We start from the raw sequence: 14,332 nt of genomic DNA, 5'->3' as shown, positions 1-14,332 counted from the left end.
CTCATCCTATACCATATTAACGCGAATTCCGTCATTCGTGAACCGGCAAAAAATCCCATTCCGACGGGTACTTTTTACCATTCTATTTTGAGTGAGTATGAAGACATCATGCCGTTTAAAAAAGAAGACTCCAGAAACGACCGGATGACTTCCACTATTACAATCTTTTTTACATCAGCACATTCTGGACAAGACTCGTTTTCAAGCTTTCATACACTTCCTGCCATATTTCTTTATCTTTCGTATATTGAGTGGTTAAGCGTTGAATCATTTCCTTCTGCTTTTCTGGGAAAAGCTCATGATCCTTCGGTGGCAGCTTCGCCCGTTCATCATCGACGATCTTCTTTACCATAGGGGCTCTGGGTCCCCATACCAGCTTTTCATTACCATCACGATCGATAAAAATAAAAATGGGAATCGCTCTAGATATTCCATTCGTTAAATATTGATCCATCAATTCAAGGTTTTCGTCCCGTAAAACCATTCGAACCTCCATGTCAGCGGACTCTGCCACTTTTAGCAAGATGGGGATATTCAGCATGGCATCCCCGCACCAATCTTCCGTGATGGCAATCACTCGTAAGGAGTGTTCTCCCAGTTTATTCAAAACTTCTATATCTTCTTGTGGAATGGTGAAGTTCTTCCTGATAACTTCGGTATTTTCTTTATGTACACTCATATACTCCAGGTAATCTACAGATGCCATTCCTTTATTGAACCATTGTTCTAAGTTCATGTTTCTTCCTCCTCCAGCCCCACACATTTCCGTGAAGCACAAACATCTATTCTCTTAAATTCTCCTTATAGCATATTCATGTTTCTCGTATTTCACAAGGAAAATATAGTTTTCATTATAAGTCAATTTTCAATTGTACGATTATGCCTGTAGGAATATAATATAAGAAAAGCACCATTTCGGACAGATCTACAGGTTCTTATGAACTCTATCATTTAACGCCTTGCAATCTAAAAAAAAGGAATAGCATACCGCTACTCCTCATCAGTCTATCTTTCCAGAGGGGGATGGAAAGAAGGAAGTATGATAGGAGAAGTACCTTACATACATCTTTCCTTAACAGAAAAAAAGCTGACTCAATTGTCAGTTTCATCCTCACATTTTTTGGTTAAAGTAGAGTGTTATAGGACTACTCTTCAATTGACCCATCTTAAACATTCTGTGATTTCTCAATTATTTTTGCCACTTTATTATAGTAGTAGTTCAGCTCGACTAGGCTATCTGCCTCCTTCAGTCTTTTTAAATAATGATTTGCTTTTTCATAGTCTTCTGGTGGCAGTTCAACCTTGATTCTTTTTTTCTTCCACTTCGCCAACAGGTTTCACCTCATTATGATTTGAAGATCCTCCCTTAGAGGTCGGTTCGAGCTGATAATGAGATAGCTCTTGGATATAAGATGCTTTGGTGTTTGCTAAATTTTGTTCGATTTTTCGTGTGATGACGGAACTTCCCCCGATTCCCGATAATAAACTAATGTAGATCACATACCAGATGGGGACTGTATCAACTACCGGTAATACTGACAGATACCCTGCTAGAATGCCTATGATAATATCCTTTGTTGAGCCAAAAAGATAGTGCTTCTCACCTTGATCGTCGATAAATTTTCGTGGAAAAGTGAAATGACCATTTTTGAAAACCAGAATATGTCCTAAGCCTCCAATACCACCCATTAACATTGGCAACAAGATCACTTCGAATAAGGACATTCTATCCACCCTCTGGAATCATTTACTAATATTATATATTATTTACAGAAAATTCAGAATAGATAATTGGACGCAATTTTGTCCACTAAAGGAGTGCCGAAATGAGAAAAATTGTGATGAAAGTCTCGTCAGTCGACAAACTTCGATTCCAAAACTACATGATACAGTTAAAAAGAGCTGAATCGAAAGTTGAAGCAGATACGTATTACCGCTTAGCCAAGCAGATTCTGGAAAAAGCAAAAAGGAAACAAATATAACCATGACCACATGGAGGATTCAGATAAAAACCGCCTCATAAAGAACAAAGATGGACAAAAGAAAAGAAGAGCCATGACAGCCCTTCTCTTCATTCAGCATATTTAGTTAACGCCTACCGCATTATACGCGGCATTCACACTCGCCACCTCAGCACTTCCTGCACCATATAGATCCGTAGCCGCTTGAACCGCTGCTGAACGAAGCTGGCTGAATGTTGAAGATGGTGTTAAGTATTGAGTTAATGCACGGTAATAGATCGCCCCTGTTTTATCGGTTCCGATTCCAGTTACCTTCACACCATAGTGAGTACCACCTTGACTTAGCAGATAGGCCGCTTTATTTCCTATTCCACTATTGATATGAACCCCGCCATTGTCTTGCGTCCCTGTGTATCTTACAGAATAGTGGTCAGGATCACCGTATTTTGCCGGATCTGACATGGAGCGAAGTGCATCCCCACTCTTATTAGGTGTGTAAATGTCTTCCCCTATCTCCCAATCCGGATTATTATTTGTATCGTATTCTACCAATGTCCCAAAAATATCAGACATAGATTCATTGATAGCCCCGGACTCATTTTGATAAATCAGATCAGCTGTTGTATCCGTTACAGCATGCGTCAGTTCATGGGCAATGACATCCAATCCTCCTGATAATGCAACGAATGTCGTTCCATCACCATCGCCATATACCATTTGCTGCCCATTCCAGAATGCATTATTATAGTTTCTTCCATAGTGGACAGTCGACTTCAGTACTGCCCCATTGCCATCATAGCTATTCCGATTATGTGTGTTCAAATAGTAATCGTATGTCTGTCCAGCATAATAGTGAGCATCAACAGCCGCTCCATCATAGCTTGCGTTGAACAGATTGTCGCTGTCCGCCCACAGTGATCCCGGCAGACGTGTCCGGTTCGAAGCGTCATACGTGAACACTCCGCCACCTCTCGTACGATCCTGTAAATAATAAGTTGAAGATGACAGATACGTGTTTAGTGATTTCGTGTCTCCCAGTACTCCCTTACCGGATCCGACAGTATCGGTTCCTCCAGCAGCTCCACCTCCGCCGCCTGGTTTACCGGCTCCGTTTTTCGCTTCATGAATATCATTTACTTTGCCCAGGATTTCCCCTGTGACCGCATCAACGAAATAATTCCAGTTCCCAGGCTCAGGAGCAAGGAAATTATAGTTTACGAGATAGGCATAATGGGCTTCCCCATCTTTCACATAAATCACTGATTCGGATTTAGGTGCATATTCATAGTCAGGCTGACTGCCTACGTGTTTTACTAAATCAGTTTCCCCTTTTGAAACGGCTTCTTTTTTAGATAATTTTTTGGTTTGCTTTAAGTTTTGTTTTTCATCTAGATTAGCTATCGGAGCCCCGGATAACGCAGTCAGGACACCTTCTTTATTCACATGGGCAGTCAGGACGGCTCCATATACAGGTGTTCCTTTATATACTTGCTGAATGCGTAGATATGTATACCCTAAGTCATCCTTACGCTTTTCTTTCACTTGAAAAGATAGTTTTGCGTCTCCTTTGAACTTGAATGACTGTTGTTTTTCCATCAAATAATCAAACACGATCGTTTCAGGTGCATTTGTAGATGCCTTTGTTAATTTCCCGGATATGAATTGTGGAGTCCCCAACTTCTCATTGAAGTTCACCTTTTCACTCACATTTGATGCACCCAATGCTTCCGGTGAAAATACAGGGCTCATCATTAACCCGGCTGTCAGACCTAATGCTACGACTTTTTTCTTCAATTACAACACCTCTTTATAAGAATTTTCAAACTATTTAAAACATTAGATATACTATAGTACAAGCATCCTGCACAACGAATGAGTTAAAAGATCTACATACTTCTTTTTTCAACATCGGGTTAAAATACCTACGAAAAACGCAGGAAAATCATGCTTTTTAGGAAAACTTGAACTAAAAAGAGGGACGGACCTTGATTTTAGATCAAGGTCCCGTCCCTCTTCCGCACAAAAAAACCCCTGGAAATATAAGGTTTCCAGGGGTTTCGCCTATATTTTTAGCGTTTTTGAATTTCTTGAAGCAGTAATTTGTTTACAAGCGGCGGGTTGGCCTGTCCTTTAGTCGCTTTCATGATTTGACCGACAAGGAAGCCGATGGCTCGGTCTTTCCCGTTCTTGTAGTCTTCGATTGATTGAGGATTGGCATCAAGCGTTTCCGTCACGATTTTGAGTAAGGCACCTTCGTCAGAGATTTGAACGAGACCCTTATCCTTCACGATTTGTTCTGGATCTCCACCGTTTTCCACTAGTTCCTTGAACACTTTCTTCGCAATCTTGGAAGAAATCGTTCCTTTTTCGATTAACTCAATCATGCCTGCCAGTCCTTGAGGAGTCAGCTTGACGTCTTCAAGTTCTTTTTGCTGTGCATTTAAGTAGGCGGAAACTTCTCCCATCAGCCAGTTGGATGCAAGCTTCGCATCCGCTCCTGCCTCAACGGTTTCCTGGAAGAAATCAGACATTTCTTTCGTTAATGTCAGAACCATGGCATCGTAAGCAGGTAAGCCTAAATCTTCTACATAGCGCTTTTTACGCTCGTCCGGAAGCTCAGGGATCTCAGCACGGATACGGTCCATCCACTCCTGATCGATGTGGAGATTTAATAGATCAGGTTCAGGGAAGTAACGGTAATCATCCGATCCTTCTTTTACACGCATAAGGATCGTTTTTCCTGTTGATTCATCGAAACGAAGCGTTTCCTGTTGGATCAAGCCTCCTGATAAAAGAACTTTCTCCTGACGGACGATTTCATACTCCAATCCCTTTTTAACAAAGTTAAAGGAGTTCAGGTTTTTAAGCTCGGCTTTCGTTCCGAACTTTTCCTGGCCGATTGGACGGAGGGAAATGTTGGCGTCACAACGAAGCGACCCTTCTTCCATCTTACAATCGGAAACACCTGTGTATTGAATGATGGATTTCAGTTTCTCAAGATACGCATAAGCTTCTTCCGGTGTACGGATATCCGGCTCAGATACGATCTCGATCAGCGGAGTTCCCTGGCGGTTATAGTCGACAAGGGAATAACCGTCGCCTGAGTGCGTCAGTTTTCCAGCATCTTCTTCCAGATGAAGGCGAGTGATCCCGATGCGTTTCTTCTCACCGTTCACTTCAATTTCAATCCAGCCGTTTTCACCGATCGGCTTGTCAAATTGAGAAATCTGGTACGCTTTCGGGTTATCCGGATAGAAATAGTTTTTACGGTCAAACTTCGTATCCGTTGCGATTTCACAGTTCAATGCGATCGCTGCTTTCATCCCGAACTCGATGGCACGCTTGTTTACCACTGGAAGTACACCGGGATACCCAAGGTCTATCACGTTCGTATTGGTATTCGGCTCTGCTCCGAAATGGTTCGGTGCCGGAGAGAACATCTTACTGTCCGTTTTTAATTCTACGTGGACTTCTAGTCCGATTACTGGTTCAAAGTTCATTGATTTCACCCCTTACAGTTGTGGTTTCTTTGTATGGAAATCTGTAGCTTGCTCAAATGCATGGGCTACGCGATAAATCGTGCTTTCGTCAAAATGCTTCCCGATGATTTGCAGTCCAAGTGGAAGTCCAGCGGAAGAGAATCCACAAGGAACAGAAATTCCCGGCACTCCTGCAAGGTTTACTGGGATCGTTAAAATATCATTGGCATACATCGTTAATGGATCATCGATTTTTTCCCCGATTTTAAACGCCGGAGTCGGTGTTGTCGGTCCGATGATGACATCATATTTCGCAAATACATCTTCAAAGTCTTTCTTGATCAGCGTACGTGCCTGCTGTGCTTTTTTGTAGTAAGCATCATAGTATCCAGAACTTAATGCAAACGTTCCAAGCATAATACGACGCTTCACTTCGTCCCCGAAACCTTCTGCACGGGTTTTCTTGTAAAGATCAAGCAGGTTCTCTGCGTTCGGAGTGCGATAACCGTAACGAACGCCATCAAAACGTGCAAGGTTGGCAGATGCTTCAGACGATGCTAATAGGTAGTACGTTGAAACACCAAATTTAGAATGAGGCAGTGAAACCTCTTCCCATGTAGCTCCCATGCCTTCCAACACTTTCAATGAAGCAAGCACTGCTTGACGGGCTTCTTCGCCGACACCTTCACCTAAATATTCTTTCGGCACAGCAATCTTCAAGCCTTTCACATCACCTGTCAGAGCTGCCGCGTAGTTCGGAACCTCAACATTCGCTGAAGTGGAATCATTCGGGTCAAGACCGGCGATCGCTTGCAGTAAATATGCATTATCTTCTACGTTACGAGTGATCGGTCCAATTTGATCCAGTGAAGATGCGAATGCCACAAGACCGAAACGGGATACACGTCCGTACGTTGGTTTTAAACCGACGGTACCCGTGAATGCAGCTGGCTGGCGGATCGATCCACCTGTATCCGAACCAAGTGAGAAAGGTACTTCTCCAGCTGCAACAGATGCTGCGGAACCACCTGAAGATCCGCCGGGAACCGTATCAAGATTCCATGGATTGCTCGTCTTTTGGAAGCCGGAGTTCTCAGTAGAAGAACCCATCGCGAACTCATCCATATTCAGTTTACCGATCGTAATCGTATCGGCACTATGTAATTTATTGATTACCGTAGCATCATAAATCGGATTGAAGTTTTCAAGGATTTTACTGGCACATGTAGTACGAAGTCCTTTTGTTACGATATTATCTTTGATCCCGATCGGCATGCCGAATAGAAGGCCTTTGCTTTCATCTGTACCAAGCTTTGCATCCATTTCCTTCGCTTTATTGCGGGCATTTTCTTCATCTAAAGTTAAAAATGCCTTTACTTTATCTTCGACCTCATCAATACGCTTGTATGATTCGTCTACTAGATCTGTCACAGATACTTCTTTCTTATGTAAAAGCTCATGAAGCTCTGATAATTTATGGTCAAATAATGACATGAGGTACCCTCCTTAGTCCAAAATCGATGGAACGCGCACTTGTCCATCTTGTTTGTCTGGTGCGTTCTTTAATACTTCTTCACGCGGTAATCCTTCAACAGGCTTATCTTCACGCATAACGTTCTTCATATCCAACACATGGCTCGTTGCTTCCACATTTGAAGTATCCAATTCATTCAGCTGCTCGGCAAACCCGATGATCGCATCTAATTGAGTTGTAAACTTTTTCGCTTCATCCTCTGTGATGGCTAGTCGTGCAAGGTGGGCAACATGCTTTACTTGCTCTTCAGAAATTCTAGACATCTTCTTCACCTCCGTATATGTTCGAACACTCACAATACTATTGATAATACCAAAATCCGCTTCATTAAAGCAACTATGATAAAGAGATAACGATTGTTGGGAGCATGGCTGATTCCTGTCCATACCTCCATTCATTCTACCACGAATCTGGGGTAGGATGTGCCATTTTGTGAGGGACGGACCTTGGGTGGGGGTATCACGTGGTGAAATGATCGTTAACGCATTCCATTTGCTTCCTCTCCTCCAATTGATTACCTTTAAATAGAGTACTTAAATGAGAGGATTTTTAGCATGCATCCTATTTTATTAGCCTTTGTCGTCGGGGTTTCGGGCGGAGGGGTATTCACACTCCTTCACCTTCCCCTATCCTGGCTTCTCGGTTCTATGACTTCAGTCTTCCTCATCAACAAATGGACGAAGCTTGATCTCTCATGGCCCTCTTATTTCAGAGATCTAGGATTGATCATTGTAGGCTATGCCATTGGCCAATCCTTTAGTCGGGAAACCATGATTGAAATCGTTACCCAGCTCCCTTCCATGCTTACGATGACGGTTGCCATCATCGCCTTCAGTATGGTACTTGCTTATATTACGTCTAAAATGACAGGGATCGGTTTTTCCTCAACCATTACAGGGAGTATACCGGGCGGGCTTTCTCAAATGGTGGCTCTTGGAGAAGAAATGAAGAATATAGACTTAACGGTTGTGACAATCCTTCAAGTCATACGACTGCTGTCCGTTATCTTTGTTGTACCGTTCCTCGTCTTCAGTCCCCTTTTAGAAGGCGGGGGTGGATCCAATGCCGGGAGGGCTGTAACTTCCTTAGAAGCCCCTTCTTTCCAGTGGATTTTCTTTTTATTCTTCATCATTGCTATTGTATCAGGGCTTGTGGCCAAAAGAATCCATTTACCCACCCCTGCCATGCTTGGACCGATTTTAGTGATTGGCGGCTTCACGGTGGCTGGGTTTTCAATTCCCCATATGCCTGATCCGTTCATTATTCTGGCTCAATTATCATTGGGCATTTATTTTAGTTTTATGATGAATTTTTCGTCATCTAAAGGTTTGTCCAATTTCATTGTCTGGTCTTTGTTTACTTCCGTCTCTCTGCTATTATGCTGCGCGGGTCTTAGCTTTTTATTAAGTCGCTGGCATGACATGACATTTCTTACTGCCTTTATTAGCTTGGCTCCCGGGGGAATGGCAGAAATGGCCTTAGTCGGACAAGCCGTCAACGCTGACCTTTCCATCATTACCGGATATCACTTGTTTCGGATATTATTTATTCTGTTTATCATCCCAGCGATTTTGAAAGGATTGTTTAAACTCTCTTTCTTCCAAAAGAGCAAACAGTATTAGAAAAGCTTCTTTTTAATCGATGAAAAGAGGCTTTTCTTTGTCTTTTGCTTCGTTTTGGCTTCAGGGGCTTTTTCACTTTTTTTCTTCACATAGATTTCCTCTTTATCAATGGCATGATCATACGCGAGGACGAGGCCGATATCGGTTTCGATCTCCTTATTGGTCACCATTGAAAATGAGACATGATGCGTATCAGCGAGCTTGATATACTTAGATAAGTAGGAGTAGCTCATATTACCATTTAATAAAAGCTTCGCATCAGGATGCTTCTTCAGACTCTCCTGAACTTCCTTGTACACTCCCTTTTCCCTCACCTGACTCTGAGTCAGGGCAATGACGATTCGTTCCCGCAAGCTCCCGAGAAACTTTCTTCTTTCATCAGGCTTCGTTTGCTTCTGGCCATATATTCCATTATCCAGGTAGTCATCAATCGTTGGTTTACTCAAAACCACAAGCACCTCCAAAACGGTCTAATTACAGTTTCTCCTACACTATATGTTTACATGTGTTCATTTGGTTCAGCCCTATTTTCTCTTATGGAAATGCTTTCAGGCAACTAAAAGGTCCACCTCACATCAGAAGCGGACCTAATAGCTTTATACAAATAGTGATTGCAGTATAGCCTTCTGTACATGTAATCGATTCTCCGCTTGCTGGAATACAGCAGAACAAGGTCCGTCAATGACAGCCGCTGTCACCTCTTCTTCACGGTGTGCCGGGAGACAATGAAGAAATTTCACTTCGGGTGCAGCATGCTGTAGAAGCTGTTCATTCACCTGATAAGGTTTGAAATCTTTAAGACGCTTAATCGCTTCTTCCTCCTGCCCCATACTTGCCCATACATCGGTGTATACGATGTCAGCATTCTTTACCGCTTCAACCGGATCGTAAGAAAGCGTAAAGCTTCCGCCGTTCATTCCGGCAAGCTCAACCGTTTTCCCGACAATCTCTTTAACGGGTTCATAGCCTTCAGGACAAGAAATGACGACGTCCATTCCAAGCTTCGCACATAGAATCATAAAGGAGTGTGCCACATTATTCCCGTCCCCTATATACACAACCTTCAATCCTTTCAGCGTTCCTTTCAGCTCCAATATCGTGAGTACATCCGCCAACGCCTGACAAGGATGGTACGTATCGCATAGTCCATTGATGACAGGTACATTCGCGTACTGTGCAAGTTCCGTGACCTTCTCAGTTTCAAACGTACGGATCATGATTCCATCCACATAAGAGGAAAGGACCCTTGCCGTATCTGCGATTGACTCTCCTCTACCCAGCTGTATATCACGGGCATTCAGGTAGATGGCATGACCTCCCATCTGGAGCATTCCCGCTTCAAATGAAACACGGGTTCTTGTGGACGACTTCTCAAAGATCATTCCAAGGGTTTTCCCTTCCAACGCCTTTGAATAAGGATTTTTCTTTAAGTACTGTGCCAGTGATAAGAGCTCATGTACTTCTTCCGTTGTGTAATCTAACCAAGTGACAAGATCTCTCCCTTTTAAAGAAACCTTTACCGGCGACGTCGCAACATTTGAATTCATCATACTCTGCTCACTCCCTGTATCGATTTTGATGGTGCCAATGGAATGGGGTTCACTTTATTCACTTTCATACTTCGAATAAAGGCCAACAAGGTCGCTGCTTCCGTTAGAACGGTGACCCCCGCTTCTAAAGCAGCAATTCTTCTTTTCTTCATTTCGTCCGTTCCTTCATGACTGAAATATATAGAGGCATTGCTTGTTTCAATCCAGTCATTAAACGAAGTTTCCGTAGAAGTCTGGTACTGTTTTAATACTTTCTGCTTACTATCGACATAAACCGTTCCACCACTCTCTACAGCCTCATGCATTCCTTCAAATACTTTAAATAGCGCTTCTTCAACCGTTTTACCCAGGCATAACCCTTCTCCCGTTGATTTCATATTGGCCCCGAGTGTTTGATCGATTTCCGGCAGGGCATGTGATGAAAATACAGGATACTTCACTCCAACAACCTCTATTTCAGAAGGAGGGCTAAAGGTGTCTATCTTCAACGTCTCATCGCACATGAGGTCTGTGGCCATATCGATTAATGAGTAACCAAGGACCTTACTGATCACCGGAACCGTCCGGCTTGCCCTCGGGTTTACTTCCAACACGAATACCTCTTCACCCTGCAGCAAAAATTGAATATTCATGATCCCTTTGTAATGAAGGGCAGACACAATCTTCCGGGCATATTCTTCAATCGTTCTCTTGATTTCACCGGACAGGGATTCAGAAGGGAAAATAGACATGCTGTCCCCTGAATGGACGCCTGCCCGTTCAATATGCTCCATCACTCCGGGTACATACACTCCGTCTCCGTCCCCCACCAAGTCAACTTCGATTTCCTGACCTTCTTTGAATTCATCCATTAAAATAGGATAGTAGTCTGCATCCGCTTCCTGTATGAACTTCTGCAGCTTGGTTTGTGTCGTTACTTTCACCATCCCTTTTCCTCCAATCACATAGGATGGACGGCAAAGAAGAGGAAAGGTTAAGTTGTGTGCTACTTGTAATGCCTCCTCTTTACTGTGGCAGATATCTCCTTTTACACGGGGGATCTCCAGTTCATCCAGCAGTTGATAGAAACGTTCACGATCCTCTACATGGTCAATGATGTCTGAAGACGTCCCAAATAATCGGATACCTTCCTTCTCTAATATAGAAGCCAGGTTTAATGCCGTTTGTCCTCCGAATTGAACGAGTACGGTATCGACATTCTCATGCTGGATAATGGAAAGGACCGATTCTTTCGTAATAGGTTCAAAGTACAATCGATCTGCCGTCTCATAATCCGTGCTCACTGTTTCCGGGTTATTGTTCACCATAATGGTGGTGTATCCATGCTCTTTCAATCGCTGAATCGCCTTAACGGCACTGTAGTCAAACTCGACTCCCTGACCGATTCGAATCGGACCAGCTCCCACAATCAGGACCTTCTTCTCTCCCGGTAACGGTTGAATCTCATTGTCTCCATAATAAGTAGAATAGGCATAATTGGTGATCGCTTCGAATTCACCTGCACATGTATCCACCATTTTAAAGGCGGGCACGATTCCTGCCTTCATTCTCATTATTTCGATGGACTCTTCCGGTTCCCCCATTAATCTGGCAATGGTTTTATCCTCAAACCGGAATTGCTTTGCTTCTTTCAAAAGATCAGAAGTGAAGTCGGATGTTCTTAGCTTATTTTCCATGAATACTAGGTTACTCAAGTTGGACAAGAACAGCTTATCAATTCCTGTCTTTTCATGAAGATGGTGAATTGAAAGATCTCGTCTCAACAATTCCAACAGTTCAAAAAAGCGAAGATCCGTTGGTGTTCCAATCCTCTTTTCCAGTTCTTCCTGAGACAAGCCGGCCAGTTCGCTATAAATGTTTTCTAAGGACAGATCCAACGACTGAAGAGCTTTTTGAAAGGCAGCCTCTAACGAACGCTCAATCGACATCACTTCTCCCGTTGCTTTCATCTTCGTTCCGAGCACCCGATTTGCCTCAGGAAATTTCTCGAATGGCCATCTTGGAAACTTGACGACCACGTAATCAAGGGCAGGTTCAAAGCTTGCAAAAGTGGTTTTCGTCAGCGGATTAATGATTTCGTTCAATGTATAGCCGACAGCAAGCTTAACCGCTATCTTGGCGATGGGGTAGCCCGTTGCCTTCGATGCCAAAGCAGAAGACCTGCTCACCCGGGGGTTCACTTCAATCACATAGTACTGGTTACTGTTAGGGTCTAAAGCAAATTGTATATTGCATCCTCCCACCACTTCTAATGCACTGACAATATTGAATGCCGCTGTACGCAGCATATGAAACTCTTGATCTGTCAGGGTTTGGGACGGAGCGACAACAATGGAGTCACCCGTATGGACACCAACGGGATCGAAATTTTCCATATTGCAGACGGATATACAATTTCCTTTCGAATCTCTCATGACTTCATACTCAATCTCTTTGAACCCGGCGATGCTTTTTTCCACCAGCACTTGATGAATCGGGCTCGCCTTCAATCCGGTTTTAACGAGTTTACTATATTCCTCCCTGGTTGAAGCGATGCCGCCGCCTCTTCCCCCCAGTGTATAAGCCGGGCGGACAATGATCGGGAAGGAAATCTTTTCAGAAAAGCGGATAGCCCCTTGAAGATCGTGTACGATATCACTTTCTGCCGTTGGGTGTCCCAATGTGTCCATCAAGGTTCGAAATTTCTCTCTGTCTTCCCCTTTTTGAATCGAATCCACAGAGGTTCCGAGGAGTGTCACTCCATACTCCGCGAGAACTCCGCTTTCATCCAGCTCCACTGCAAGATTCAGGGCTGTTTGACCTCCAAGGTTGGCGACTAATCCGTCGGGGCGTTCACTAGCGATAATCGCAGTTAACGTTTTGACCGTTAAGGGCTCGCAGTAAACTTTGTCAGCATAGGTCGTATCTGTCATGATCGTAGCCGGATTGTGATTCACGAGAATCACTTCATACCCTTCATCCTTCAGGGCAAGGCAGCCTTGTGTACCTGAGTAATCAAACTCTGCTGCTTGCCCGATGATGATGGGACCTGATCCGATTATGAGGATTTTTTGAATACTGGAATCTTTAGGCATACATCTTCTCTCTCCCTGGTTGTGTAATCGTTTGATAGAATTGCTGGAATATCCAAGAAGCATCCTCCGGACCCGGACGCGCTTCAGGATGGAATTGAACCGAAAGGATAGGCTTGCTTATATGTTGAAGCCCTTCAAGGGAACCGTCATTGACGTTCATGAAACGCGGTTCCAACCCGGTTCCTGCTAAACTGGCCCCGTTCACGACGTAATTATGATTTTGTGATGTGATAAACACGTCTCCGGTTTGGTTGTCCATGACAGGATGGTTTGCTCCTCTATGACCGAATAATAATCGTTCGGTATCCCCTCCGAGTGCCAGTGCGATTAATTGATGTCCTAAACAAATTCCGAGGGTCGGAAGCTCCATGATTTTCTCCTTCAGCTTAGGTAAAAGACTCATCATTTCTTTCGGATCTCCAGGACCGTTCGACAGCACCAGTCCGTCAACATTCATCTGATCCAGAAGCTCAAGCTGATGATAGGGAATGACGGTAACAAGACAATCCATCTTTATCAGACTGGATACAATCGATTTCTTCACACCGAAATCGACGACGGCTATATGCTTGTTTCCACTACCCATCTTGCGGATCTGAGTAAGGGCTACCTTCTCAATTTGGCCTGTGAGCTTCTCTTTTGAAGGAAGCACTTCTGTATAAGATATACACGCATTTTGAGTTCCAACATCTCGGATCGCCTTCACTACCTGCCTCGTATCCACACCTGTCATGAATGGGATCTTCCACTTCCCGAGATAGTCTTTAAGAGAAGAAGTGGCATGATAATGGGAATACAACTCCGGTGATTGGAGCATGATGACCCCTTTCACCTGCGGCTGTGAGCTCTCGTAGTCATCTTCGTTCACGCCATATTGACCGATGAGCGGATACGTGAAAACGACGATTTGATCCTTGTAGGAAGGATCGGTCAACACTTCCTGGTATCCCGTCATCCCCGTGAAAAACACAATCTCACCCTGAACGGGCTCTTCTTCATCCATTGTGACTTCACCTATAAAGGTCTTTCCGTTTTCTAAACATAAGTAACCTGTCATGAGATTGCCTCCTACATTTGAATATTTATATAATTAAAAGTATTTTTATGCATTT

General features: G+C 43.6%; 13 protein-coding genes. 2 read left to right on the top strand and 11 right to left on the bottom strand.

The annotated features are described in order from the left end of the window. Positions 1–169 precede the first annotated feature (169 nt). The 3 genes from TV75_RS12160 to TV75_RS12155 all read right to left on the bottom strand — a co-directional run bounded on the left by TV75_RS12160 (position 170) and on the right by TV75_RS12155 (position 1,725). A complete protein-coding gene (locus tag TV75_RS12160; RefSeq protein WP_044339051.1) occupies positions 170–736 on the bottom strand; it encodes a thioredoxin family protein in 567 nt (188 codons plus the stop codon). A gap of 430 nt (positions 737–1,166) precedes the next feature. Next, positions 1,167–1,331: a hypothetical protein gene (locus TV75_RS21875; protein WP_156142419.1), complete on the bottom strand. Its 165-nt coding sequence runs from the start codon at positions 1,329–1,331 to the stop codon at positions 1,167–1,169. Beyond that, positions 1,297–1,725, bottom strand: coding sequence for a DUF4257 domain-containing protein (locus tag TV75_RS12155; RefSeq protein ID WP_044339050.1), 429 nt, complete (start codon positions 1,723–1,725; stop codon positions 1,297–1,299). Before TV75_RS12155 ends, TV75_RS21875 begins: the two co-directional genes overlap by 35 nt. Positions 1,726–1,826: 101 nt before the next feature. Here TV75_RS12155 and TV75_RS21870 point away from each other — a divergent pair, with 101 nt between their 5' ends. Then, a complete protein-coding gene (locus tag TV75_RS21870) occupies positions 1,827–1,982 on the top strand; it encodes a hypothetical protein (protein WP_156142417.1) in 156 nt (51 codons plus the stop codon). Positions 1,983–2,084: 102 nt separating this feature from the next. Here TV75_RS21870 and TV75_RS12150 read toward each other — a convergent pair whose 3' ends face one another. The 4 genes from TV75_RS12150 to gatC form a co-directional block, all read right to left on the bottom strand. Then, the gene (locus tag TV75_RS12150) at positions 2,085–3,755 is read right to left on the bottom strand and encodes a M4 family metallopeptidase (protein WP_082051271.1); all 1,671 of its coding nucleotides are present in this window, start codon (positions 3,753–3,755) and stop codon (positions 2,085–2,087) included. A 275-nt stretch (positions 3,756–4,030) separates the two neighbouring features. After that, positions 4,031–5,461: an Asp-tRNA(Asn)/Glu-tRNA(Gln) amidotransferase subunit GatB gene (gatB, locus tag TV75_RS12145; RefSeq protein ID WP_044339049.1), complete on the bottom strand. Its 1,431-nt coding sequence runs from the start codon at positions 5,459–5,461 to the stop codon at positions 4,031–4,033. A 12-nt stretch (positions 5,462–5,473) separates the two neighbouring features. Beyond that, a complete protein-coding gene (gatA, locus tag TV75_RS12140) occupies positions 5,474–6,934 on the bottom strand; it encodes an Asp-tRNA(Asn)/Glu-tRNA(Gln) amidotransferase subunit GatA (RefSeq protein WP_044339048.1) in 1,461 nt (486 codons plus the stop codon). Positions 6,935–6,946: 12 nt separating this feature from the next. After that, complete coding sequence (gene gatC / locus TV75_RS12135; RefSeq protein ID WP_034760864.1) at positions 6,947–7,237, bottom strand: Asp-tRNA(Asn)/Glu-tRNA(Gln) amidotransferase subunit GatC; 291 nt, start codon at positions 7,235–7,237, stop codon at positions 6,947–6,949. 291 nt (positions 7,238–7,528) lie between these two features. Between gatC and TV75_RS12130 the strand changes: the two genes are divergently transcribed. Then, entirely contained in the window at positions 7,529–8,596 is a 1,068-nt protein-coding gene (locus TV75_RS12130) for an AbrB family transcriptional regulator (protein ID WP_044339047.1), read from the top strand. Here TV75_RS12130 and TV75_RS12125 read toward each other — a convergent pair. The 4 genes from TV75_RS12125 to TV75_RS12110 form a co-directional block, all read right to left on the bottom strand. Continuing rightward, positions 8,593–9,042, bottom strand: coding sequence for a YueI family protein (locus tag TV75_RS12125; RefSeq protein ID WP_044339224.1), 450 nt, complete (start codon positions 9,040–9,042; stop codon positions 8,593–8,595). The genes TV75_RS12130 and TV75_RS12125 overlap by 4 nt on opposite strands. A gap of 150 nt (positions 9,043–9,192) precedes the next feature. Beyond that, positions 9,193–10,143: an ornithine carbamoyltransferase gene (gene argF / locus TV75_RS12120; protein WP_156142423.1), complete on the bottom strand. Its 951-nt coding sequence runs from the start codon at positions 10,141–10,143 to the stop codon at positions 9,193–9,195. Beyond that, complete coding sequence (locus TV75_RS12115) at positions 10,143–13,220, bottom strand: carbamoyl phosphate synthase large subunit (protein ID WP_044339045.1); 3,078 nt, start codon at positions 13,218–13,220, stop codon at positions 10,143–10,145. Before TV75_RS12115 ends, argF begins: the two co-directional genes overlap by 1 nt. After that, positions 13,213–14,277 (bottom strand): carbamoyl phosphate synthase small subunit, encoded by a 1,065-nt coding sequence (locus TV75_RS12110; RefSeq protein WP_044339044.1) that lies wholly within the window; start codon positions 14,275–14,277, stop codon positions 13,213–13,215. The genes TV75_RS12115 and TV75_RS12110 overlap by 8 nt, the downstream gene beginning before the upstream one ends. Positions 14,278–14,332: the final 55 nt, after the last annotated feature.

This window comes from Rossellomorea aquimaris (assembly GCF_000935355.1).
GTDB lineage: Bacteria > Bacillota > Bacilli > Bacillales > Bacillaceae_B > Rossellomorea > Rossellomorea aquimaris_B.
This window is presented reverse-complemented; position numbering and strand designations above follow the sequence as displayed.

Excerpts from the sequence above, each read along its gene's own strand:
- argF (WP_156142423.1), bottom strand. The coding sequence starts at position 10,143 with ATGAATTCAAATGTTGCGACGTCGCCGGTAAAGGTTTCTTTAAAAGGG.
- gatB (WP_044339049.1), bottom strand. The coding sequence starts at position 5,461 with ATGAACTTTGAACCAGTAATCGGACTAGAAGTCCACGTAGAATTAAAA.
- TV75_RS12130 (WP_044339047.1), top strand. The coding sequence starts at position 7,529 with ATGCATCCTATTTTATTAGCCTTTGTCGTCGGGGTTTCGGGCGGAGGG.
- TV75_RS12115 (WP_044339045.1), bottom strand. The coding sequence starts at position 13,220 with ATGCCTAAAGATTCCAGTATTCAAAAAATCCTCATAATCGGATCAGGT.
- TV75_RS12110 (WP_044339044.1), bottom strand. The coding sequence starts at position 14,277 with ATGACAGGTTACTTATGTTTAGAAAACGGAAAGACCTTTATAGGTGAA.
- TV75_RS21870 (WP_156142417.1), top strand. The coding sequence starts at position 1,827 with ATGAGAAAAATTGTGATGAAAGTCTCGTCAGTCGACAAACTTCGATTC.
- TV75_RS12155 (WP_044339050.1), bottom strand. The coding sequence starts at position 1,725 with ATGTCCTTATTCGAAGTGATCTTGTTGCCAATGTTAATGGGTGGTATT.
- gatA (WP_044339048.1), bottom strand. The coding sequence starts at position 6,934 with ATGTCATTATTTGACCATAAATTATCAGAGCTTCATGAGCTTTTACAT.
- TV75_RS12160 (WP_044339051.1), bottom strand. The coding sequence starts at position 736 with ATGAACTTAGAACAATGGTTCAATAAAGGAATGGCATCTGTAGATTAC.
- gatC (WP_034760864.1), bottom strand. The coding sequence starts at position 7,237 with ATGTCTAGAATTTCTGAAGAGCAAGTAAAGCATGTTGCCCACCTTGCA.